This is a genomic window from Paraburkholderia phytofirmans OLGA172 (assembly GCF_001634365.1).
GTDB lineage: Bacteria > Pseudomonadota > Gammaproteobacteria > Burkholderiales > Burkholderiaceae > Paraburkholderia.
The window spans coordinates 1,678,938-1,700,885 of the sequence record NZ_CP014578.1 but is presented as its reverse complement, the minus strand read 5'-3'; the positions used below and the strand labels follow the sequence as shown (position 1 = coordinate 1,700,885).

The following is a 21,948-nucleotide window of genomic DNA, read 5'->3' as shown; positions in this document are numbered from 1 at the left end:
CGCCGGACGAATGAAGACGCTGTGATACGCCTGATTTCATTCATGCTCATGAGATTTGTGCACCCCGACGGAAACGGGTTCCGGGACGTGCCACTCCGGCAATCCCGTCAGTTGCCGTACCAGATTCCGCCCAGCCCTGAGAATCAAAGCGGAAGCCCACTCGCGTTCTGCCAGATCGTCGTCGACGCCGGTCGAGACGTTACCCTCAAGCACGTCCAGGGCAATCCGCTGCGGCGCGAGTGCGGCAGGCGGACTTGACACCAGGTCGTCTGCATAGCGGTTGAGCTCGGCTGCCGCACGTTCCTGAACAACTCGCGCGGCCTCGCGCACTTCGTTGCTCAACCGGGCGGCCTGAGCACTCACCTCAATATGGAAAGCGTTACCGGCCAACATAATTTCACGGCCCTGCGCTAGCACGGCCTGTGCACGCAGGGTCATATGTTCATCCTCGCCTTCGTGCCAACCGGGCTCCAGTGCAACGCGCGCCAGCACGCTCTCGCAATCGGCCAGTGCGGCCCAGCCCCGCAAGTGCTGTTGGGCGTACGACAGGTGGTCAGGAGCCGCCATATCGTCAGGATGCGGGCGCAGCAGCACAGCGACGACGCGCAACATGTCCGCCAGTTTTAGACGAAGCGCGTCGCCTTCGCCTTCCGGCCAGATCGCCATCTGGATCAGTGTCGATACGCCTACGCCCAGCAAAATCCCGACCATGCGATCACGTATTTCCGTCAGATTCGTGGACGGCCGGAAATGTTCGAGCAACGCGAGCGCGAACGTGAACGTGAACATGATCTGAATTCCTGCGTAGCTACTGCGCTCCGAACCCGCCGAGATCCACGACCCAAGGGCGATGACAGGCAGGGACATCAAGAGCAGACCGACGATATCGTCGAGATGCGGAATGACGAACACCACCATGAACAACGCAATTGCACTGCCGACCAGCGCGCCGCCGACGCGCAGCATGCCGCGCTGGGCCGAAGCACCGAGACTGGGCAACGCCATAATCAGGCAGGTCAGCATAATAGTATGTATGCCTTGCCAATCGGCAGCGTTGTAAAAAATGTAGCAGATCAGAACGGCGAACAGCGTCTTCAAGGCAAAGCGGACATAGACAGGATTATTGAATGCGTCCAGCGCGATCATCGGCTCTTTCACCTTGGGCGCATCAGGCGATGTCGCACGGACGCCAAGATTGCTGAATGCTTCTAACGCCCTTTGCATCTCGTCGAGCTGGGCGATAGCGAAAACAGTGGCGCCCTGCCCCGGTATTGATCCCGGTAGCGTATGAAACGGTCGCTCGGCAACTATTGCATCGCCCAGTATCCGACAGTTTTCACGTAGCTCGCGCAGCATGCCGACCGGTGTGGCCGGCCGGGATAACAACGTGACCGGCAACTCGCCTGCGGCACGATAAAGACGCGACACCGTGGCTATGCAGGCAAGCTGATGGGCTTCGTTGGCGCGGTATTGGGCATCGCGCATGACGGCAAAGCGAAGCAGCTTTTGCAGCGTCAGCACACCTTGCTGAAAAGTGGCCGGCGGGATCGGCGCTGGTTTTTCACCGCCGTCTATCAGCCAGGCCAGACGCGCATCGATAGCCGCCAACTGCCGGTGAATTTCCTCTTTCAGTTGATGCCGTGGTTCAGCGGGCAATAACAGCGTGTTGATCAGCAGCGTTAGCACGATCGCATAGTTCACCGCGACCCACACCCAAAGCACCGAGCGGGTCAGCAGTTCCGCATCGTCCGTTACGTCGACGAAGCTCTGCACATAGATGATGACAATTGCAACAATGAAAAAGACGATGCCGATCTTCGTAATACGAATCAGATACACACTGCAGAAAAACAGTGCGCTGGCGACGATGATCCGTATCATCGGATAGTCGAAGGTGAACTTCAGCAGAAGGATCGCGCTGCTGATTGCCAGCGTTGATCCCACCATGAACATTATCCCGATGAGGCGCGTAATCACGACGTTCGACTGGGTGACATAAAAGACGACGATCAATGACAGTGCAAGCAATGGCACCTGCAGCGTCATCGAAATCACGATGACCAGCGCACTTGTCAGCACGCAGCGGAGCACAACGTTGATACGCCCCGGATACGAAGTGAGTTCCGCACGAAGATACCGTCCGGCGAGGAGTAGGCTTTCTGGAAGATAGTCGGCGGCGCTCATGCCCGTTCCCTAACGGCTGTCCGCACCGGTGCTGCGCTCGGGCTGCAACACAGCGACGGCAGAGGTACCGATGCGGAACAGCTCGGGGTCGGGATTGTCGACCCTGATCTTGACCGGAAACCGTTGAGACACGTGCACCCAGTTGATGCTGCGCTGGATGCGCGGCAGTCCACCCGGCAAAGCAAGACCGCCGTCCTCGGGCAGCACGCCATAGCTGATCGAGTCGACGGTCCCGCGAAAGCGCCGCCCGGTATCGCTCATCAGGTAGACCGTAGCCGGTGTGCCGACGCGAATATTCTTCAGTTCGGTCTCGCGAAAATTCGCCACGACATACCAATGGCGTGTGTCGATCAGCGTGAACACGGGCTTGAGTGCGGAAGCGAATTGCCCGGTCGACGTTTTCAGAGAGACGACGCGGCCGTCGAAGGGCGCGCGCACTGTGGCGAACTCGAGGTTAAGTTCTGCGAGAGAAATTTCAGCCGCGATGACCGCACGCTGCGCGACCAGTGCGTCTGCGCCGCTGACCGCGGCGGCGGCTTGTTGGGCCTGGAGCTGCGCAGCCGTCAGTTCGGCTTGAGTCGCGCGCTGGGCGGTCCGGGCGCGGTCGACATCCTCGACAGATACGTACCCTTGTGGCAACAACGGCTCGGTGCGACGCAGCGTGTCGGCTGCCTGCGTGGCGGCCGCCCGAGCGCGCTCGACTGCGGCCCGCACGGACTCGGCGTTGTACTGCTGGGCATTGACGGTGCGCTGAGTCAGCGCGATCTGCCGGTCGAGCGCGACAAGCGACGCCCGTCCGCGAATCAGAGCATCCTCATAGGGACGTGGGTCGATTTGAAACAGCAGGTCGCCCTGCTTGACCGCCTGATTGTCGCGAACCGCGAGTTCGACAATGCGCCCATTGACCTCGGGAACGACATCGATCGTATCGGCATACGCATACGCGTCGTCCGTGTGCGGCGCGCGATCAAGTTGCCAGATCACGAATATGAGAAGCAGCACAGTCACGACCGAGAGGACGATTGCCGGCCATGTCTTCTTCCGTGTTTTGCTCGCGCTTGTCGTCATGGCATACCTTGATGCTCAATGCTGAAAGAAGCTCAACCACGCCGCGAGCGAAAGAAACGTGACAAGAGCCAGATAGAACACTGCGGGCGCACCGAGCCACCGCTCATAGTTGAGTCGCTGAAGCACCAGACGAAAGGCGACCGTAAGCAATACGGCCACGACGATACAGAAGAGCCAGTCTGGAAAGTAGGCTCCGAGAAGATTGACGGACGGCGCATTGGAACAACCTGTCGTTAGCATCCCGGCGAAGGCTGCTGCTCCGAACGTCCTCATGGCGCATCCTTGTTGGTGACCAGCACGTTGCGGCTCTCCGTTGGACAGGTTAAGCGTCAGGCACAGCCTTTCTGTCAGCCACGCAGTTGTCGCGAAGTGCTATCGATCCGGGTACGCTGATGCTGGCAGCGAAGTGCGGCCACAAGAGCATTTGCCTGCGGCGTGCCACGCCTACCGTTATCCTCCGCTATCGCAGCCGCGATCGCGCGCTGAAAACGATGTGTCGCGATCTGTCGCCGGAGACGTTCTCATGGTGTCAGCACCACATATGATGCCGGCAACACGAGCGACGAATGCGATGGAGCAGCCCCTTAGCGGGCCTCTTTCCAGGTTCCGGGTTTGTCCCCATCTGACGTTATATCATGCAGTCAACTGAACTATTTTCGCAAGATTGCTGAAGTATCGCGACAGTGCTACGCGTAGCGCATACAGGAGCGATTGCTCTCGACAATGGACTCGACACACGCCTCTCCGTTAAGGCTAGCGCCTCAACGGAGGTCGTCATTTACAGTGCTTGAGACAAGAATTCGACGGACACTACCTGGAAAAGAATGCGATGAGCATTCCTTCGGTTGCGACGCAAAGAATCGTACTAAGCAAGATCGTCGCAGTCGCGTTAGCTGCATACGTTTTGGTCTCGAGTGCGAACATGGCCGCCGCTGTAGCGGTCGGCACGGCACCCGTAATAATCGCCTGGTGCGCGGGACTGCCAGCTACGCCGAACAGTACGCCGAGTGCCATCAACGCCGGCTGCAGAGAGCTCTTCAGCCCGAGATTGGTCAGCACGTTGGCGTTGATCATGAAGCGCTCGCCATAGAGCATAAGTCCAAGCGCAAACAGCGAGGTCCCGCCGGCGGCCTTCGCTATCAGGCCGACCGACATGAGCACCGGCATCGCCAGTGTTATGCGGCTGAAGCTCAGCGCCATGCCCAAAATCGGCAGCCAGACAATTGGATTGATGACAGCGCGCGCGACGCTCAGCCCCAAAATATGCGGTACATCCTGCCAGCCGCTCTCAATCTCGCCCGTACCACCGAGATGCGTCAGGACGATGGTTAGCGGCAGCATGAAGATACTGGTGATGAGATTGCCAATCAGCACCGCCAGGAATCCCACTGGCCCAAACACTGCAGCCAGAATGGGCGCGCCGAAGTACGCCATGTCTGGAAAGGCGCAGACCAGCGCTTGCATGGCGGCGGTGCGCAAATCATGCCTGAACACGACCCGGCCAACGACGAGCACGGTCACATAGGTTCCCATCAGCCCGAGCGTCAAACAGAGCGCGAATGCCACATTGTTCAGCTTGTCCGGCGACGTCTTGACCGCCCCTTCGAACAGCGCAAACGGCAGCGCGAAACGGATCACCAGTGTCGCAAGCACGTCGGCATCGGTGTGCTTCAAAAGGCCGATTCGGCCTGCTAGCCAGCCGAGCATGATGACGAATGCCACCGGCAGCAGCCCATTGAGAATGGTATCGACCAAAGGAATGCTCCCGTCTTCTCGCCGGGTTAAACGGCGTTGCTACTGATCCGGTTTTCCTGACGGACGGTTCGAGCTTCGCGATCACGCAACAGATGAGGGGTCAGTTAGCGGATTGCCGACCGAACCTCTTGGGGAACGCCTTGCGTGATGTCAGATGGCATCTTGCACGCACCTTGCCGCAATTGACGGACGACCACGCGGGCGGAGGCGATCGGACGTTGCGGGTGAGCGCGACACGCCCCTCTCCTCTTCAAGCTGTTTACGCAACCATTCTATAAAGATTGAGACGCGCGTGGGCTGGAAGCGTTCGTAACGGTAGAGAACCCATACGGGAGTCGATGGGATGCGGTACGAAGGCAGTAATTCCAGCAGCGTACCCGCCTCAATGTCATAACACACCGCCTGCCGCGACAAGCGTGCAACGCCAGCGCCATAGCGCGCCGCCTGAAGCAAAGCTTCGGGGTCGTCCACAGACATGCAACAACGGCTACTTACGGTTTCACGCCTCCGGTCCCTCTCGAACGACCAGTTGATGCAACCATTTACGAGTGCGCTGGACAGCTCAACGGTACGCATGGAAGTAATGTCTGCAGGCTTGTAGATAGCCCGCGCTCCGTCTAGATAGCGTGGAGCGCCGACAACGACCCTCTCAAGATCAACCATGCGACCGGCCCGAAAATCAGAGGGTTCAAGCTCCCCTGCGACTATCGCGCAGTCAAAGCCACTGCGGAACGAATCCCGGTAACTACCGTTAAGCGCCAGCTCCAAGGTCAATCCAGGACTACTGAGCGAAAATTCAGACATATGGCGCAACATGCTGTCCATCCCCACAGCCTTGTCGATGTGCACCCGCACGACACCGGTTGTCGACCGATCGTCGCTGACGAGTGACGCTTCGACTTCACGCATCTCAGCGAGGAACTGCAGACAAAACCGATAGTAGCGCTGTCCGTTGTCGGTGACAGTGACTGATCGGGTCGTGCGATGTACCAATTGCACGCCTAGCCGTTTCTCCAGTTCCCCCAGCGCCCGCGAAGTGCATGCTGAACTGACCTGAAGACGGCGTCCCGCGTTGGTGAAATTCTGTTGCTCGACAATAGCCACAAATGTCCACATCGCTTTGACCATATCCACGGGTGAATTTCTCCAGAATAAGGGGTCTCAGTACACAGGCCGTCCCATCGTCCAGGACGCCACAGCAGGTGCACCAGTCAACGATATTTACCTATCTTATGAACGCCTGTCCTGCATGGATCCTCCACCGGTATAGGCGCAATAAAGTACCTCCCAGCTTAGCTTGAAACCTATGGAGTCGCCTTAAAATGACCGTGGGACATATAGAAATATTGCTCTTATTTGAGCATCAGATACGCAACCTGACCATAGAGCGAGGCGCACAGCGCCGTGAGCAGAAAGCGCGCTACCGCCTTGGCGCTCAGCCGCTCGCCGTAGGTGCGCTTGCGACCGCGCCGGGGGGGTATCTCTGCCACGAGTTTGACAACAATGCCTTCCGAACATCGTTCTTAATCTTGAAGGTTTACTTACCTAGACTGTAGTGACTGGCGGCAAACAAGGTTTTTCGTAGCAAGACTAAACAACGTCTGGAGGTAAGTCATTATGAAATCCGTTATTCAGGCTGTGGTTGTTGCCGCCGTACTCGCCGCCCCGGCCGCGTCGTTCGCCGAGCAGTCGAACGCCCCAGTCACCCGTGCGCAAGTGCGCGCCGAGCTAGTCCAGCTCGCAAAGGTCGGCTATCACGTGGGTGATGGCGACCAGACCAATTATCCGGTGGCGATTCAAGCGGCCGAAGCTCGTGTTGCTGAGCAAAACGACACGCCAAGCGGTAGTGGCGGCGTGGTTGGCGGTCCGTCTTCATCCGGTTCCCCTGCAGCAGCGCCTCACAACCAATGATGGTATGAAGCCGATTTACTTCGGTGCGGCTAACTAGCCAGGTTTGTCAGCCGCTCGCGCCCCCGGTCGCTCGACATCGTCCTCTGAGCGCGCAGTACCGCTGCGCGCCACCTATGTTGGGGGCGAGCTGCCTTAAAAGCAATATTCCGACATTGTCGCAACGATGTTCAACCTATAGTGCAGGCTTAACGCGAGGCACGCGCAGAAGGCAAAGAAAGATTGGACCGTACACGCCCAAAACGCACAATAAGATTGTGAAAGGAGGATGTTGATGAACGACTCAAAGATACACGCAACGCTGACGTTTTCCGACAGCGACGAGGCCGTCGAATTGCCAATCTACAATGGCACGATGGGTCCGGACGTGATCGACATCCGAAAGCTCTACAGTCAGACCGGCAGGTTCACGTATGACCCGGGCTTCATGTCGACAGCCGCGTGCAATTCGGCGATCACCTACATCGACGGGGATAAGGGCGAGCTGCTATACCGCGGCTATGCGATTCAGGATCTGGCGACCAACGCTGATTTCCTCGAAACCTGCTATTTGCTGTTTAGAGGCGAACTGCCCAACGCCGCGCAGAAGAAGGAATTCATTAACACGCTGACGCGGCACACTATGGTGCATGAACAGATGCACTTCTTCTTTCGTGGTTTCCGTCGCGACGCGCACCCAATGGCTATTCTGGTCGCTTCAGTCGGCGCGCTGTCAGCCTTCTATCACGACTCGCTCGATATCAATAACCCGCAGCATCGCGAAGTCTCGGCAATCCGCATGATAGCGAAGCTGCCCACGCTGGTGGCAATGGCTTACAAGTACACCATCGGCCAGCCGTTCGTGTATCCGAAGAACGAACTGTCATACAGCGCGAACTTCATGCACATGATGTTCTCAAACCCGTGCGAGAAGTACAGGGTCAATGACGTGCTAGTCCGCGCGCTCGACCGAATCCTGATCCTGCACGCGGACCACGAACAGAACGCCTCGACCTCCACCGTGCGTCTGGCAGGTTCGTCGGGCGCGAATCCGTTTGCGTGCATCGCTGCCGGCATCGCCTGCCTGTGGGGTCCGGCGCACGGTGGTGCGAACGAAGCCGCGCTGAACATGCTGGAAGAAATCGGCTCGGTCGACAACATTCCTGAGTTCATCAAGCAGGTGAAGAACAAGAACTCGGGCGTGAAGCTCATGGGCTTCGGCCACCGCGTGTACAAGAACTACGACCCGCGAGCAAAGCTGATGCGTGAAACCTGCTACGAAGTGCTGGAAGAACTGGGACTACACGACGACCCGCTGTTCAAGCTGGCCATGGCACTGGAAAAGATCGCGCTGGAAGACGAATACTTCGTGTCGCGAAAGCTGTACCCGAACGTCGACTTCTACTCTGGCATCGTGCAACGCGCTCTTGGCATTCCGACATCGATGTTCACGTGCATTTTTTCGATGGCACGAACCATCGGCTGGATTGCACAATGGAACGAGATGATCGCCGATCAGGAACAGAAGATTGGTCGTCCGCGTCAGCTCTTCATCGGCGAAACGCCGCGCGAGGCGAAGCCGATCGAGAAACGCACTTAATGCACGCGCTTCCGATAGGCATATGATCGCTTAGAGGGTGTTAGGCACTTGGAAAGTCGGCGCAACTTGTACAAGCATGAGCATGCCGAAGACAACGAAGTGCAGGCCTGCTAACGTTTCAGGTCGGCGCTGGCAGTCTCGCGCCAGTCGCCGGAACCGGTTGAGCCAGCCGAAACTACGTTCGACAACCCATCGGCGCGGCAGCAGCACGAAGCCCTTCTTCGCCTCTGGCAGTTTGATGATCTGCAGTTCGATGCCTTCGTCATGCGCAGCCTGTCGAGCTGTGTCACCGGTATAGCCCTGGTCAGCGAATGCAAGCTTTACCGTCTGACCGGTTGCCTGCTGAACCTGACGCGCAAGCTCGGCTACCTGTGCACGCTCCTGCTCGTTGGCCGGCGTGATGTGCACCGCCAGCAGTAGACCTAACGTGTCGACAGCCATATGGACTTTGCTGCCTCGCTTGCGCTTGTGACCGTCGTAACCCGCGCGCGGTTCGCTCTCACAGGTGGACTGCAGGGTGCGCCCATCCAGGATCACCGCACGGGGCTGACCCTGACGCTCCCGCGCGACCCGAATTACGGATCGCAGAGCACTGACCATTGCCTCGAAGCAGCCCGCGTTCAACCAGCGTTGCGTTTGCTGGTAAACGAACTCCCATGGCGGAAAAATGGTCGGCAGCATACGCCACGACGCACCCGCCCGCGCCATCCAGCGCAACGCATTGAACATCTCGCGCAGTTCATACCGCCGCTATGGCGCATCTTCATTCATCAGCGTTAGATAGGGAGCCGCAAAACTCCACGCTTCATCCGAGACATCTGTGGGGTATGGCTTGCGTTCTGTCATTCCGCCCGGGTACCAGGTCTGGCGAAAAGTGCCTAACAGCCTCTGGATAGTTTGGTATACGAATCTAATTAAAAAACTGTTGGAATTAGTCTTTTCATCGCCCGCCTCCAAACTTGCTTGAGCGGAAGACTCAACGCACTGGATGTGCCGGACCGGGCTGCGTCGCGAAGCGCGTTCGCTTTAGGAAGGATCTTGTCGGCGCGTTGTTCAGCATGAAGGCGAGCTTGTCGCCTCTGGCACGCGGATCGACCGGCACGAACACGTTACCGGTGATCGACGCCGCGACCACCGCCTCGATGAACTTGGCATGATTGGCCATCAGCAATGCGAAATGCTCCCCGGGACGCAGCCCCTGGTCTATCATCAACTGCGCAAGACGCTGACCGTTCCCCCAAAGGTGCCGGTAGGTGCGCACCTCGTTCTGCCGCGCACCCGCTCCCTCGATGGTCAGCACGTCGCGATCCGGCATGGTCTCGACGCGATTGGCGATCACCGCCGCCAAGGTAGTGTCTGGTCTCGTACTCATAGCACTGTGTCTCCTGCCGTAATTTGATTTCAGGAGTGCGGTGAATCTTTACCAACCGTACGCTCGCGACGCTAGGGAAGGTCTGCAAAAGTCCTGGCGTTGATGTGTGGGTGGACTATCCTGGAAGAAGGATAGTGAATCAGGGAGAGTCGTGATGACGCAACTGGGTCTTGGTCTGGATCTGTCAACGAAGCGCACACGCAAGCGTGAATTCCTCGAAGAGATGAGGCGCGTGGTGCCGTGGTCGAAGCTGATTGCGCTGATCGAGCCGCACTATCCGAAGGGTAAGACGGGACGCCCGCCGTTTCCGATTGCCACGATGCTGCAGATCCATTTTATGCATGTATGGACCCGACGCTTTTTGCAAGCTTTCTTTTGTGACGTAAAACGGTCTGCAAACATGTATCCGGCTTGCTTGGTGGGCCTACCAGCATGCCCGCAGCCTTGATGAGATCCGCGCGCCCCGTCCTTGGCAGCAGTTCGGCCTTTTTTATCGGCCGGCATAAAGTACAGGATCGTGGGGTGCTGGTCTAACCGGTTTTGTCATCACAATCAGGAAGCTTCGCAAACCAGTGATGGTTATGTCGCTACCACTAACTTGAGTTCTTCGTAGTTTTCAGTGCCCTCATGAATCAGCCAGTGCAACAGGCTTGTATGTGGCTTCGGTGCTCAGAAGCACCTGAATGATGCGTGCATTCTTGTTGGCCAGCGCAACGCAGGCTCGGTTATAGCCTCGACGCGCAATCAATTCCTGCAGCCAGCGGCTGCGGGCGTCGAGTTTACCGGACACGCGTATCAGGACAGATCTGGCTCCGTGAATTAACAGCGTCCGTAGATACTTGTCTCCTCTTTTACTGATGCCGTAGAGTTGCGATTTCCCACCGGACGAGTGCTGCCTCGGCACCAGGCCAAGCCACGCCGCAAGATGACGGCCATTCCTGAAGCCGTCAGCCCGACCGACAGCGGCGACGATGGCCGTCGCTGTAATTGGGCCGATTCCCGGCACGGCGGCGATCTTCTGGCACAGAGCCGAGCGATTCATGAACGAGCGAATCCAGCCTTCTGCGACAGCTATTTCCTCTTCCAACGCACGCAGGTGCTGAACAAGCGCCATGATCAGGGACTGGCAGAAGCTGGTGAGCTCCCCCTCACTCTGCAAGAGAATCTCGGGTATCGCTCGTCTGAAGGCTGCTGGAGACTGGGCTATCGCGATGCCGCGCTCGCCCAGAAGACCTCTTGCCTGGTTGATAATCGCGGTTCGTTGCTGGACCAGCAGTTCGCGCACGCGATGCGCTGCCTGCATGTCCTGTTGTTCAACCGACTTCACGGCAACAAAGTTCATGGACGGCCGGGATGCGGCCTCGACGATAGCTTCAGCGTCGTTGCGATCATTCTTGTTCGTTTTAACGAAGGGCGAAACGTAGTGGGGGCTGATGAGGCGCACCTCGATACCTGCCTCCTTGAAACGCCGCGCCCAGTGGTGGGCAGAGCCACAAGCTTCCATCGCGATCATCTGAGGACGCAAGGCCCGCACGGTTTCAATCAGAGCCGCTCGTGAAACCTTATTGCGATACACCGCCCGGCCGCGCGCATCGGCGCCGTGGAGTTGAAAGACACGCTTGGCGAGGTCAATGCCGAGAAGATCGATTTCCATGGTGCGCCTCCACATCGGTTCGTGAGAACGAGATCCTCAGTTTCCCCCGGAAGGTGCGTCGGGTCCATCTCAGTAGCAGTGGTTTGGCCTGTCGGATCCGGCGATGGAAGAGGCGCTCTATGACGTGCCGCTGTACCGCGACTTTGCAGGGCTGGATGGCGGTATGACGCGTTTGCCCGACGAGAGCACGATCCTGCGGTTTCGCCACCTGCTCGAAGCACACGGTCTGGCTGTGCAGATGTTTGCGCTGGTCAATGAGATTCTGATCGACAAGGGATTGATGCTCAAGGCAGGATCGGTGGTGGACGCCACCCTGATTTCAGCGCCCACATCGACGAAGAATGCCTCGGGTACGCGAGACCCGGAAATGCACCAGACACAGAAAGGCCGTAGCTGGTACTTTGGGATGAAAGCGCATATCGGGGTGGACGCGGAGTCGGGCCTGGTTCACACGGTTATCGGCACAGCGGCGAACATGGCCGACATCAATGAGGCCCAGTCGTTGTTGCATGGCGAAGAAATGGATGTCTACGCTGACGCCGGCTATCAGGGTATTCACAAGCGATGCGAGGAGGGTTCCGCGCGCTGGCATGTCGCAATGAAGCCATCCAGGCGAAAGCAGCTGGATCTGAATGATCGTCTGGACGCGATATTCGATCAGATTGAACGCCTTAAAGCTGGCATCCGGGCCAAGGTAGAGCATCCATTCCGAGTCCTGAAGCAGCAGTTTGGTTACACAAAGACCCGATACCGGGGCTTGATGAAGAACAGTGCCCAGATCACGACGCTGTTCACGCTGGGCAACCTGTGGATGGCGCGTAAGCAATTGCGCAAAGCGTGAAATACGGGGGCATGGACGCCATGTGCGCTGGCAAACGCGAGTCACCTCGGCCAATCAAAACCTGCGATCAAGGTTGCGCCATGTTTGCAGTGTGAGTGCGGCACGCGCTGCAAACCGCCGACTCACAGGAAATGGGTTGTGCAGACCTTTCCTAGCGGTCTTACGGTGGAAACTTCTCTGGTTCCCGCGCAGGCTGTCATCTCGACTCTGATCAACGAACTCGCCGAAATCGAAGACAAGGTCTATCTGGTCCTCGGCGACTACCGCCTGATCAACCTCCCGGCGATTCACGACGCGATGTCGTTCCTGCTCGCGCACGCGCCATCGAGTTTCCATGTGGTCGTCGGCACGCACGCAGACCCTGCTCTGCCGCTTGTAAGACTCAGAGCGCACAACGAGTTGCTGGAAATAGACGCATCGACGCTGCGGTTTGACTTCGACCAAACGCAGCGTTTTCTCGACCACGAATGCGCGGGCAAACTGGCGTACCCAGGCGTGAAAACGCTGCACGAGACGACAGAACGCTGGGCTGCGGCGTTACGCATTTCGGCGTCGGTGCTGTTACGGGGAGAACCAAACGCGGGCCGGGAGTCGAGCGCGCCATCGGGGGCTTCGCGGCCGTTTGCTGCCTACCTCGAAGACATGATCAAGCAGTTGCCCGACGATATGGCCGAGTTTATGCTGCGCACCGCGATCCTCGATAGGCTGACCGCGTCGCCGCGCCAGACAGTCACCAGCGTCAAGGCCAGCCAATGCATGCTGGAGGCCATTGCGACAAGGCAATTGCTGCTGGAACCTATGGACCTTGAAGGGCATTGGTTCCGCTATCACCATCTGCTGCGCGAGTATCTGTGCCAACGAGTGAAAGAGCAGTCCGGTGACGAAGTCGCCGTGCTTCATCACATCGCGTGCCATTGGTACGCGTCATAGGAACTCTGGACAGATGCCGTCAAGCATGCGATCGCCGCGAACGATACCGGCGACGCCATCAAGGTGATCAGGGGCCGGAAATAGGCACGCTGTTGCGTGCGGTTCGGGAAAGCATGCCAGGCACGGCACAAACCGAAGAGCTTCTCGCCTACATCGATCTTCTTCTTGAAGGCTGGCGTGCGCGCTATCAAGCAGAGCGGAGCCAGCGCCCTGGCGCTGAGCGGGAATCTGTTAGCGTCAGGGAGCGCAACATTCTTGAGCTGATCGCTGCGGGACAGTCGAACAAGGAAATCGCGCGCACCTTCGAAATTGCCCCCGAGACCGTCAAGTCCCATGTCAAAAGCATCTTCGTCAAGCTGTCAGTCGACAAGCGGGCCCATGCAGTGGCCCGCGCGCAAACCCTAGAGCTCGTCAAAAGTCACTGACCAGACGCCGGTTTTCGCTATATCGCACACCCACACCCGGTCGACTGACCGTTAGCTGTCTTCGTTTCACTCCAAATTTTCAAGTTGCGTCAACGAGCCCCCCGTTCGGGGGATGGTCGCGAACGCGCATCGCCCCGACGATGACACAAACACAGGTTGCCGCAGCACATGGAAACGGGAAACGGATAGAGCGTACAGACAGACGTTAACTACGATACATCGGGAGACAAGCATGCAAGACTACGCTATCGGCACGACCCCATCGGCTTATGCTTACCCATTTATGATCAAGCATCTGCTACACACGCCGCTCGCCCACGCGCCCGATCAGGAGATCGTCTACCGCGGCCAGCACCGCCAGACCTATGCGACGCTGACCGAACGTATCGCACGGCTGGCGAATGCGCTGAGCCAACTCGGAACACAGCAAGGCAGCACCGTCGCGGTGATGGATGGGGACAGTCACCGTTATCTCGAATGCTACTTTGCGGTACCGATGATGGGTGCCGTGTTGCAGACGATCCCGTTCACGACCAAGTACGAGGTCATGCTCGCCGTGAGCACGCCCAGCTACGAATTCCCGGATTTCGACGAGAACACGCGAGCCACCACGTCCTACACGACAGGCACCACCGGGCTGCCCAAAGGCGTCTACTTCTCGCATCGTCAACTGGTTCTGCACACCATCACCGTGATGGCTGCATTGTCGAGTCCGGCGTCTGGGCAGCGCTTTCACCGTGGCGACGTGTACATACCGCTCACGCCGATGTTTCATGTGCACGCGAGCAATGGAGGACGCGGTCATGAACATTGAGGGCAACACATTTCTAGTCACGGGTGGCGCCTCCGGTCTGGGCGGCGCGACGGTGAAATTGCTGGCGGCGGCCGGTGCGAACGTACTCATCGCTGACGTCAACCGTGACGCCGGTGAGCATCTCGCCACGGAACTCGGCGTGCAGGTCCGCTTCTTCCCAACCGATGTGACGAGCGAGGCCGACGTACAGAGCGCCATTGCAAGCGCGCTCGAACTGGGCGGCAGTTTGCATGGCGTCATTCAGTGCGCCGGTATCGTGATTCCACGGAAGATTCTCGACAAGGACGGCGCGATTCATCCATTAGCGCTTTTCACGAAAGGAATCCAGGTAAATCTCGTCGGAACCTTCAATGTGACCCGGCTCGCTGCGAAGGCGATGATGCAAAACACACCCAGTGCGGAGGGGGAGCGCGGCGTCATCATCAATACGGCCTCGATTGCCGCGTTCGACGGGCAAATCGGCCAGGCCTGCTATGCGGCGAGCAAAGCTGGCGTAGTCGGCATGACCTTGCCGCTTGCCCGCGAACTCGCACGCTCAGGTATCCGGGTCATGACCATCGCACCTGGCGTGTTCGAAACACCCATGGCAGCAGACGTTTCAGAGACCGTACGCGAGGCGGTAGCACGACTCGTCCTGTTCCCCAACCGACTGGGACGCGCCCCCGAATTCGCCAGTCTCGTCGAGCACATTCTCGGCAACGTGATGCTGAACGGAGAAGTCATCCGCATCGACGGGGCGGTTCGCATGCCCGCCCGATAGCGCGAGCGTGTTGTCCATCAACCGATTGCCTATTCGTGATCGCCAATTCGCAAGGACGTCGACCTGAGCAGCAAGACGTCACAATACTGCTGTTAGTTACGGTGTAGCCAATCGCGAACAAATCGGGTAGCTCTGACAGTTTTGCTTTGAGAATTACCGGTTCCTACTCGAACACAATGCTTAGTGAGCAGGACTCAGCCAGACTTCCATTGCGCAGGGCTTGAATGCATCAACAGCCCTGAGCGATGCCCTAGCCATCCTTCCCGATGGGGTGCGACGTTTTCACGATGAACGCACAACGTTTTCAAGAAGCTCGGAATCGGGTCCGCACACGGTGCAAATGGTCGTGGGTCAAGTAGCGTGGAATGGCGACCCGTGCCATCATCCAGCTAGCGTTTACTTCAAATCCAACAACAGTCCCTTCCCGGCACCCCCGTTAATTTCCGGTGCTTACTTACCTAGACTGTTCGCATTGGCTGTGAACAAAGTTGTTCACAGCAGGATGAAACAGAGTCTGGAGGTGTAAGGTATCATGAAGTCGCTCATTCAAGCCGTTGTTGTTGCCGCTGTGCTCGCCGCTCCTGTCGTTTCATTCGCTCAACAGTCGAACGCGCCCGTGACCCGTGCGCAAGTCCAAGCAGAGCTTGTTCAACTCGAAAAGGCCGGTTGGAATGCTCGCGATAGCGAAATTCACTACCCGCAGGCAATCCAGGCAGCTGAAGCACGCGTGGCTGCGCAAAACGACGCGACCGGCGTCGGTAGCGCCGCGGGTGGTTCTTCGCAGTCGGGGCGCGCTGTGTCGGCGCCCGACTTGAACGCGACGTCCAGTCGCCCTTGATGCATTCATCGTAACGCGTCAGAAGGATGCAGACCATCCGGCGACGCAGTTCATCAGCTGATCGGTCACCCGTTTGCAATCTCGCTCGCGCGAGCGAGATAAAGCCCGATCAGCGATAACCGCCAAGACACAAAAAGAGTCGCCCCATCCTCGACAATATTCGGTATATGTTGCGCCACCACCCGCATGTCGCGCTGCCACAAGCGCGTTTGGCGAGGTGCGTCCTACCCCGACGGGCAGCGTTGGCCGCCACCGGGAGCGGCCGGGTCGATTAATCAAGCCGTTTGTTTGCGCAAAGAGCGCTCGCTCGCCCAGGCAAAAACTGCATCGAAAACAGGCCGCAGTTGCCTCGCTTCGTCGGTAATTTCGTATTCGACGCGCGGCGGGACTTCCGCATAGACTGTTCGCGACACGAAGCCGTCCGCCTCAAGCTGCCGAAGTTGTGCGGTCAACATGTGTTGTGTCACATCGGGTATCGCGCGACGCAGTTCGTTGAACCGATGCATGCGCTGGTTCAGCACCCAAAGTATTTCCAATTTCCACTTACCGCCGGTCAGGCCAACGGCGCATCGCACGTCATCTCTGAAAGTAGCAATGACGGTATCCGAATCAGCTGGAGACGGGATAGCAGTATTCATTTCCATCCTAGGGCATATAAATCATCCTTCTTGACCAGTTAACTGTACTGCAATAGATTTGGGCTGAGCAGATTTTTTTTGCTGCCGTGTTGCCACTACTTGCGTCCTTAACTAGTCGAAACAAAGGAAAATCATATGTTCAACACAGAAATCGTTGTCCACCCTAAGCTCCAGCATATTGCCCTGTTGACTGGAAATCTGACCATATTGCTTGAATGGTATGGCAAGGTTCTTGGCATGCGCATTGTCCATCAATCAGATAACACCACTGGGGCGACCGAAGAAGGTGTGCCGCGCGTGAGAGCCGCCTTTGTCAGTAACGACGAGATAAGCCACCGGATCGCGATCCTGGAAGTACCGGGTCTTACGGAAGATCCCGAGCGCGCACGGCATCACCGCATTCAGCACTTTGCATTCGAATTCGGAACGCTCGACGATCTGCTTGGGAGCTATGTCCGCCTTAAGGCACTCGGCATTATTCCGGCGTTTTGTGTCGACGAAGGCCCGCAGACCTCCTTCTATTACGAAGACCCGGACCGCAACCTCGTTGAAATCAATGTCAGCAACTATAGCGATCGGTGGGCCGCGCTCGAGCACATGGAGACTTCGCCGGACTTTGCCCGACGCCCGCTCGGTGTCTATGTCGATCCCGATAAACTGATCGTCGCGCGCGAAGCAGGTGCAGCACCGTGGGATATGCATAAACGCGCCTGGAGCGGCGAATTTGCCCAAGGCAAACCGTTTGACCCGACGACTCTGCTGTGAAATCGACATGCCGGCTGTGTATGCCGCAATCGACCGCCTGCGCGACGGCCCGCTGGTTCGCGTGCTGCCCCATCACACGTTGCAGAAAATGAAGATGTGCGCTCTGCCCCGGCGCAAGTTCGTTCGTGGATGCTAAGACCCGAATTTGGGTTGACTTCGCGCGCCCATTTGCAGGAAGTCATTGCACGCGACAAAGCAATGCTCGAGTGAGAGCGCTCGCAGGACAATCTGCAGCACGCTTAAAACTGGTGCAGCAAGGCAATCCGGTAAGCCATCTGATTTGATCCCGAGGAAACGTCTGCCGCGTCAGGGATCAATGCGTCGTCGAAGTCCATCCCGGTATGTGCACTGATAGCGCGCTGATACGCGCCTTCCAGGAATAACGAGGTGCGCTGCGACAGGTCATAGTTGAGCTTCAGGCTCAGCTGGTGCCACTTCGGGTTGAAATCCCCGACGGTGGAATCCACACGGGCCTGAGTATAGGTGTAACACGCACCGAGATAGAGCGCCGGCGTGAAATGGTATAACCCGCTAACCTCGAAATTGTCGAACTTCCACGAATTCCATGTACCACCGGGTGGTTGCGTCGTGCCGGTGAAGTAGGAGTTAAGGAAGCTCTGCACAACTAGCTTTGAAGCGTTACCTTTCACATCGAGCGCAACCTCGGCGTTCAGATCTTTGTTGGTGAGCTGATTGCGAGGGGTTTTCCGCGCTCCGGAGCGCTCCAACCAGACATATGGCCTTCATCGGCCCGGTGTTTCAAGCTTTGCGCAAAGCTCTGCGAGCCATCCATAAATTGCCCAAAGCAAACAGCGTGGTGATCTGGGCGATGTTCTTCGGCAAACCACGATAGCGCGTCTTCATGTAACCGAACTGCCGCTTGAGGATGCGAAACGGGTGTTCGACCTTGGCCCGAATACCCGCCTTCAGGCGTTCGATCTGATCGTATATCGCGTCCAACGAATCACTCAGATCCAGTTTCCTGCGCTTTGCCGGTCGCATTGCAACATGCCAACGCACCGCCTCAGGCTCACAACGCTTTTCGATACCCTGATATCCGGCGTCCGCGTACACATCCGTTTCTTCACCATGCAGCAACGTCTGGGCTACGGTAATGTCGTGAACATTGGCCGCCGTTCCAATGACCGTATGGACCAGGCCCGAATCGGCGTCCACGCCGATATGCATTTTCATCCCGAAGTACCAGTTGCCACCTTTCTGCGTTGATTGCATTTCAGGATCGCGCGTGCCGGAGCCATTCTTTGTCGAACCGGGCGCGGCGATCAGGGTGGCGTCGACTGCCGACCCAGCCTTAAGCATCAGGCCTTTCTCCGTCAGGATTTCATTGACCAGCGCCAGCATTTGCACCGCCAGACCGTGCGTTTCCAGCAGATGGCGGAACCGGAGAATCGTGCTTTCATCCGGCAAGCGGACCATCCCGCCGTCGAGACCCGCGAACTCGCGATACAGCGGCACGTCATAGAGTGCCTCTTCCATGGCAGGGTCTGACAGACCGAACCATTGCTGCATGAAATGAATCTGCAGCATCGTCGCAATCGGGAACGGCGGCCGACCGGTTTTGCCCGTGGGATAGTGCGGCTCGATCAGCGCAATCAGCTTCAACCAGGGCACAACGCGTCGCATCTCATCGAGAAATTCCCGCTTGCGCGTGCGCTTCGTTGACAGATCCAGACCAAGACCAAGTTGCGTCATTACACTGCTCCCCACCTAATTGGCTCTGCTTCCAGGATAGCTCAGCAGCAACGCAATGCCAGGACTTTTGCAGACCTTCCTTAACAGTCGGATCGTAGACATCCACATGCGAGTACGCGAGCCCGACCAATACCTTCGAAAAGCTTTAATTCACCCCAATGCCGATGTTCTGTTGCGACGATGCATTAAACGTGTTGTCGCTCGTTACCGCTCCCGAGGCACCTGACGCCAGCGTGCTCGCGTTGTTCATTTTCAGGTAGGAGGCGCCGATCTGCAGGCCACCGTTCTGGTATTGTGTGCCGAAACCGTACAGGCGGTTATTCGAAAAGCCACCGGCCTGATTGCTGAACGCATACATGGCTTCAGCAGAGAAGCCGCCAATAGTCGGAGTGACATACTTGACGGCGTTGTTGACGCGGAATGAATAGTCGGTTTTGTCGTTGTCGTAGGGATGCGAGAACAGGAAACCGGTTCAGTTTCCGTTGGCTGTCATCGGAGAGAACATCTCGACGCTCGGATCGTATTGGCGGCCGATCGTGAGCGTGCCGAATTTGTCCGACGCGATGCCGACGTATGCCTACCGACCAAATTGCCGGCCGCCCTGATTAAGCTTGCCCGTATTCAAGTCGAAGCCGCCTTCCAGCTGGAAAATGGCTCGGTATCCGCTGCCCAGATCCTCGATTCCCATCAGCCCCCCACCGGCTGCCATAGTCGTAACCGCTCTGAAGCTGGAAGCCCGAGTTGCCACGGGCATTGGTCGTATAGTTGAATCCATCCTCGATTTTCCCATACAGCGTGACACTGCTTTGCGCGTGCGCTGCACTCGCAACCAGCATCGCCGGGCCCAACAAGCTCCGATAGATTTGCTTCATACGTCGCGTTCCAGCAGGTCAGGTGTTTGGGGTCTCGCTCTTCAGCAATGTCGTTCCTTGTCGAACGGAAGACAGGCATGCAGGGAGCGGCGCCGCCACCGAACGACGGGTGAATTTTAAACACCCATATTCCGGACTAAGTCGCTTTAATGGAAAGGTCTGTTACACGAAGCGCAGATAAACGGGAGGTAAAGGCCGTTATCTGATCGAAGTGACAGTCGAGCCATCACCGGGCGAATCCGACGAAGTGTCGAGCATGCAATTGTTTCAAACCGCTTTCCAGGCTGCGGGAGTGCGTAGAAAATGCGAGGGTTCTTGACGATGCAATGCGTCGTCGGTTCCGATCGGTTGCGCACTGACAACGGCGTGGTGAAGAATGCCGCAGGTAAAATGACTGGGTTGCAGCGCGGCAACTCGACGCTTCACCAACTGACCCTGACCGGTCATGGTCCCGGAATGGGTGTACGCCAAGGGGTTGCCCCGAATGAAAGCGCTTCGCGCCCGGCTCAACTTCACCGGTTAGGATAAAACCGTGTCCACCTTGTACAGCCACAAACCTCTTTGAACCGCCCCGAGAATCGTGGAGGCTGGTTGGTTTAAGTTGATGCCGGCACAGCGATGGTATTGCTGAATTGCCGGTAGTAGTTTGCCTCAGCTTCAGCGGGCGGGATATAGCCGAGAGGTTCCATCAGCCGATGATGGTTGAACCAGGCTACCCATTCCAGCGTCGCCAATTCGACGGACTCACGCGTTTTCCACGGCGCACGACGATGAATCATTTCTGCCTTGTACAGCCCGTTGATCGTTTCAGCCAGCGCGTTATCGTAGCTGTCGCCCCTGCTGCCAACCGACGGCTCGATGCCTGCTTCGGTCAGCCGTTCGCTGTAGCGAATGCTGACGTATTGCGAACCTCTATCGGAGTGATGGATCAGTGTTCCGTCATTGTCCGGCCGTCGAGCGTACAGCGCCTGTTCAAGTGCATCCAGAACGAAGTCCGTGGTCATCGACGAGCTGACGCGCCAGCCGACAATGCGCCGAGCAAATACGTCGATCACAAATGCGACATAAAGCCAGCCCTGCCACGTCGAGACGTACGTGAAATCCGAAACCCAGAGCTGGTTCGGCCGGTCAGCCTTGAACTGACGGTTGACCCGGTCGAGCGGGCGTGGAGCCGATACGTCGGGGATCGTCGTGCGAACTCGCTTTCCACGCCTCACACCGCGCAAACCCTGTTGCTTCATCAGCCGCTCGACGGTGCAACGTGCCACCGCGATACCCTCCCGGTTCAACTGCTTCCAGACTTTGTCTGCGCCGTAGACCTGCATGTTGGCCTGCCAGACTCGCTTGATTTCCGGACTCAGAAACTCATCGCGTTTCGCTCGGGCACAGCGCCGCGACGGATCGCGAAGCTGTGCGGCATGACGCCGATAGCCAGACGGGGCAATCCGCAAGACCTTGCAGATCGACTCGACCCCGAAGGTGTCGCGATGCTGATCGATAAAGGCCTTCAGGACTTCAGGCGGCGGTCGAGTTCCGCCTGGGCGAAAAATGCGCTCGCCAGCTTCAGGATCTCATTGGCACGGCGCAGTTCCTTAACCTCACGCTCCAGTGCCTTGAGGCGCTCACGTTCCGACGTCGTGACGCCCTCACGCTCACCCCTATCAACTTCTTCTCGCTTGACCCATCCCAGCAGCGTCTGGCTCGTACAGCCGATCTTGGGGGCGATGGATTCGATCGCTGCCCACTGCGAGGGATACTCGCCCCGATGCTCTTGCACCATGCGCACAGCACGCTCGCGGACTTCAGCAGAAAATTTGTTCGACTTGTTCATA

21 protein-coding genes, 5 pseudogenes and 1 other annotated feature are annotated in these 21,948 nt (G+C 57.7%); of the genes and pseudogenes, 11 read left to right on the top strand and 15 right to left on the bottom strand.

Features of this window, described 5'->3' with window-relative positions:
* Window positions 1–36: 36 nt before the first annotated feature.
* The 6 genes from AYM40_RS07305 to AYM40_RS41310 form a co-directional block, all read right to left on the bottom strand.
* Window positions 37–2,184 carry an FUSC family protein gene (locus AYM40_RS07305; RefSeq protein WP_063495631.1) on the bottom strand — a complete coding sequence of 716 codons (2,148 nt, stop codon included), beginning with the start codon at window positions 2,182–2,184 and terminating at the stop codon, window positions 37–39.
* Between the two features lie 9 nt (window positions 2,185–2,193).
* Window positions 2,194–3,252: a multidrug transporter subunit MdtN gene (gene mdtN, locus AYM40_RS07300; protein WP_063495630.1), complete on the bottom strand. Its 1,059-nt coding sequence runs from the start codon at window positions 3,250–3,252 to the stop codon at window positions 2,194–2,196.
* A 15-nt stretch (window positions 3,253–3,267) separates the two neighbouring features.
* The gene (locus AYM40_RS07295; protein ID WP_063495629.1) at window positions 3,268–3,525 is read right to left on the bottom strand and encodes a YtcA family lipoprotein; all 258 of its coding nucleotides are present in this window, start codon (window positions 3,523–3,525) and stop codon (window positions 3,268–3,270) included.
* 537 nt (window positions 3,526–4,062) lie between these two features.
* A complete protein-coding gene (locus tag AYM40_RS07290) occupies window positions 4,063–5,007 on the bottom strand; it encodes an AEC family transporter (protein WP_063495628.1) in 945 nt (314 codons plus the stop codon).
* Between the two features lie 150 nt (window positions 5,008–5,157).
* Entirely contained in the window at window positions 5,158–6,135 is a 978-nt protein-coding gene (locus AYM40_RS07285; protein ID WP_063495627.1) for a LysR family transcriptional regulator, read from the bottom strand.
* 224 nt (window positions 6,136–6,359) lie between these two features.
* A complete protein-coding gene (locus AYM40_RS41310; RefSeq protein ID WP_158515255.1) occupies window positions 6,360–6,497 on the bottom strand; it encodes a hypothetical protein in 138 nt (45 codons plus the stop codon).
* Between the two features lie 127 nt (window positions 6,498–6,624).
* On the opposite strand from AYM40_RS41310, the gene AYM40_RS07275 reads away from it, so the two are divergent.
* Both AYM40_RS07275 and gltA read left to right on the top strand, forming a co-directional pair.
* The gene (locus AYM40_RS07275) at window positions 6,625–6,918 is read left to right on the top strand and encodes a DUF4148 domain-containing protein (RefSeq protein WP_063495625.1); all 294 of its coding nucleotides are present in this window, start codon (window positions 6,625–6,627) and stop codon (window positions 6,916–6,918) included.
* Between the two features lie 271 nt (window positions 6,919–7,189).
* Entirely contained in the window at window positions 7,190–8,494 is a 1,305-nt protein-coding gene (gene gltA, locus AYM40_RS07270; RefSeq protein WP_063495624.1) for a citrate synthase, read from the top strand.
* A gap of 30 nt (window positions 8,495–8,524) precedes the next feature.
* Here the strand turns inward: gltA and AYM40_RS07265 are convergent.
* Both AYM40_RS07265 and AYM40_RS07260 read right to left on the bottom strand, forming a co-directional pair.
* A pseudogene (locus AYM40_RS07265) lies at window positions 8,525–9,340 on the bottom strand (IS5 family transposase).
* Window positions 9,341–9,470: 130 nt separating this feature from the next.
* Entirely contained in the window at window positions 9,471–9,866 is a 396-nt protein-coding gene (locus AYM40_RS07260; RefSeq protein ID WP_082854992.1) for an AMP-binding protein, read from the bottom strand.
* 154 nt (window positions 9,867–10,020) lie between these two features.
* Between AYM40_RS07260 and AYM40_RS07255 the strand changes: the two are divergent.
* Window positions 10,021–10,215: pseudogene (locus AYM40_RS07255) on the top strand (IS5/IS1182 family transposase); the annotation flags it as partial.
* Window positions 10,216–10,491: 276 nt separating this feature from the next.
* Here the strand turns inward: AYM40_RS07255 and AYM40_RS07250 are convergent.
* Window positions 10,492–11,520, bottom strand: a complete 1,029-nt coding sequence (locus AYM40_RS07250) for an IS110 family transposase (RefSeq protein ID WP_063497893.1) — start codon at window positions 11,518–11,520, stop codon at window positions 10,492–10,494.
* Between the two features lie 76 nt (window positions 11,521–11,596).
* On the opposite strand from AYM40_RS07250, the pseudogene AYM40_RS07245 reads away from it, so the two are divergent.
* The 7 genes and pseudogenes from AYM40_RS07245 to AYM40_RS07220 all read left to right on the top strand — a co-directional run.
* Window positions 11,597–12,361: pseudogene (locus tag AYM40_RS07245) on the top strand (IS5 family transposase); the annotation flags it as partial.
* A gap of 138 nt (window positions 12,362–12,499) precedes the next feature.
* Window positions 12,500–13,291 (top strand): hypothetical protein, encoded by a 792-nt coding sequence (locus AYM40_RS07240; RefSeq protein ID WP_148662130.1) that lies wholly within the window; start codon window positions 12,500–12,502, stop codon window positions 13,289–13,291.
* Window positions 13,292–13,404: 113 nt separating this feature from the next.
* Window positions 13,405–13,716 carry a LuxR C-terminal-related transcriptional regulator gene (locus AYM40_RS07235; RefSeq protein ID WP_063495620.1) on the top strand — a complete coding sequence of 104 codons (312 nt, stop codon included), beginning with the start codon at window positions 13,405–13,407 and terminating at the stop codon, window positions 13,714–13,716.
* A pseudogene (locus AYM40_RS43640) lies at window positions 13,641–13,925 on the top strand (hypothetical protein); the annotation flags it as partial. The gene AYM40_RS07235 and the pseudogene AYM40_RS43640, both read left to right, overlap by 76 nt.
* A gap of 23 nt (window positions 13,926–13,948) precedes the next feature.
* A pseudogene (locus AYM40_RS07230) lies at window positions 13,949–14,500 on the top strand (AMP-binding protein); the annotation flags it as partial.
* A gap of 19 nt (window positions 14,501–14,519) precedes the next feature.
* Window positions 14,520–15,290, top strand: a complete 771-nt coding sequence (locus AYM40_RS07225) for an SDR family NAD(P)-dependent oxidoreductase (RefSeq protein ID WP_063495618.1) — start codon at window positions 14,520–14,522, stop codon at window positions 15,288–15,290.
* Between the two features lie 532 nt (window positions 15,291–15,822).
* Entirely contained in the window at window positions 15,823–16,128 is a 306-nt protein-coding gene (locus AYM40_RS07220) for a DUF4148 domain-containing protein (RefSeq protein ID WP_063495617.1), read from the top strand.
* Between the two features lie 275 nt (window positions 16,129–16,403).
* Here the strand turns inward: AYM40_RS07220 and AYM40_RS07215 are convergent, their stop codons facing one another.
* Window positions 16,404–16,766 carry a winged helix-turn-helix transcriptional regulator gene (locus AYM40_RS07215; protein WP_063497892.1) on the bottom strand — a complete coding sequence of 121 codons (363 nt, stop codon included), beginning with the start codon at window positions 16,764–16,766 and terminating at the stop codon, window positions 16,404–16,406.
* A gap of 135 nt (window positions 16,767–16,901) precedes the next feature.
* On the opposite strand from AYM40_RS07215, the gene AYM40_RS07210 reads away from it, so the two are divergent.
* On the top strand, window positions 16,902–17,531 hold the full coding sequence (locus tag AYM40_RS07210; RefSeq protein WP_063495616.1) for a VOC family protein: 630 nt from the start codon (window positions 16,902–16,904) through the stop codon (window positions 17,529–17,531).
* A 239-nt stretch (window positions 17,532–17,770) separates the two neighbouring features.
* On the opposite strand, the gene AYM40_RS07205 is transcribed toward AYM40_RS07210, so the two are convergent.
* From AYM40_RS07205 to AYM40_RS07190, 5 genes are all read right to left on the bottom strand, one after another.
* On the bottom strand, window positions 17,771–18,259 hold the full coding sequence (locus AYM40_RS07205) for a porin (protein WP_236720915.1): 489 nt from the start codon (window positions 18,257–18,259) through the stop codon (window positions 17,771–17,773).
* A gap of 31 nt (window positions 18,260–18,290) precedes the next feature.
* Window positions 18,291–19,244 (bottom strand): IS5 family transposase, encoded by a 954-nt coding sequence (locus AYM40_RS07200; RefSeq protein WP_063495615.1) that lies wholly within the window; start codon window positions 19,242–19,244, stop codon window positions 18,291–18,293.
* 145 nt (window positions 19,245–19,389) lie between these two features.
* On the bottom strand, window positions 19,390–19,626 hold the full coding sequence (locus AYM40_RS43635) for a hypothetical protein (RefSeq protein ID WP_420488474.1): 237 nt from the start codon (window positions 19,624–19,626) through the stop codon (window positions 19,390–19,392).
* 223 nt (window positions 19,627–19,849) lie between these two features.
* The gene (locus AYM40_RS43630; protein WP_420488473.1) at window positions 19,850–20,080 is read right to left on the bottom strand and encodes a porin; all 231 of its coding nucleotides are present in this window, start codon (window positions 20,078–20,080) and stop codon (window positions 19,850–19,852) included.
* A gap of 632 nt (window positions 20,081–20,712) precedes the next feature.
* Window positions 20,713–21,947 (bottom strand): IS3 family transposase gene (locus AYM40_RS07190; protein WP_420488449.1). Its coding sequence is split into 2 segments (ribosomal slippage): window positions 20,713–21,659 and window positions 21,659–21,947, totalling 1,236 coding nucleotides; the frame shifts between segments, so codons are not numbered across the junction.
* Window positions 21,553–21,669 (bottom strand) — a sequence feature (AL1L pseudoknot). It overlaps the preceding gene by 117 nt.
* Window position 21,948: the final 1 nt, after the last annotated feature.

Excerpts from the sequence above, each read along its gene's own strand:
- AYM40_RS07220 (WP_063495617.1), top strand. The coding sequence starts at position 15,823 with ATGAAGTCGCTCATTCAAGCCGTTGTTGTTGCCGCTGTGCTCGCCGCT.
- AYM40_RS07215 (WP_063497892.1), bottom strand. The coding sequence starts at position 16,766 with ATGAATACTGCTATCCCGTCTCCAGCTGATTCGGATACCGTCATTGCT.
- AYM40_RS07305 (WP_063495631.1), bottom strand. The coding sequence starts at position 2,184 with ATGAGCGCCGCCGACTATCTTCCAGAAAGCCTACTCCTCGCCGGACGG.
- AYM40_RS43630 (WP_420488473.1), bottom strand. The coding sequence starts at position 20,080 with ATGCTGGTTGCGAGTGCAGCGCACGCGCAAAGCAGTGTCACGCTGTAT.
- AYM40_RS07200 (WP_063495615.1), bottom strand. The coding sequence starts at position 19,244 with ATGACGCAACTTGGTCTTGGTCTGGATCTGTCAACGAAGCGCACGCGC.
- AYM40_RS07210 (WP_063495616.1), top strand. The coding sequence starts at position 16,902 with ATGTTCAACACAGAAATCGTTGTCCACCCTAAGCTCCAGCATATTGCC.
- AYM40_RS07285 (WP_063495627.1), bottom strand. The coding sequence starts at position 6,135 with ATGGTCAAAGCGATGTGGACATTTGTGGCTATTGTCGAGCAACAGAAT.
- AYM40_RS07275 (WP_063495625.1), top strand. The coding sequence starts at position 6,625 with ATGAAATCCGTTATTCAGGCTGTGGTTGTTGCCGCCGTACTCGCCGCC.
- AYM40_RS07250 (WP_063497893.1), bottom strand. The coding sequence starts at position 11,520 with ATGGAAATCGATCTTCTCGGCATTGACCTCGCCAAGCGTGTCTTTCAA.
- AYM40_RS07295 (WP_063495629.1), bottom strand. The coding sequence starts at position 3,525 with ATGAGGACGTTCGGAGCAGCAGCCTTCGCCGGGATGCTAACGACAGGT.
- gltA (WP_063495624.1), top strand. The coding sequence starts at position 7,190 with ATGAACGACTCAAAGATACACGCAACGCTGACGTTTTCCGACAGCGAC.
- AYM40_RS07260 (WP_082854992.1), bottom strand. The coding sequence starts at position 9,866 with ATGAGTACGAGACCAGACACTACCTTGGCGGCGGTGATCGCCAATCGC.
- AYM40_RS07235 (WP_063495620.1), top strand. The coding sequence starts at position 13,405 with ATGCCAGGCACGGCACAAACCGAAGAGCTTCTCGCCTACATCGATCTT.
- mdtN (WP_063495630.1), bottom strand. The coding sequence starts at position 3,252 with ATGACGACAAGCGCGAGCAAAACACGGAAGAAGACATGGCCGGCAATC.
- AYM40_RS07225 (WP_063495618.1), top strand. The coding sequence starts at position 14,520 with ATGAACATTGAGGGCAACACATTTCTAGTCACGGGTGGCGCCTCCGGT.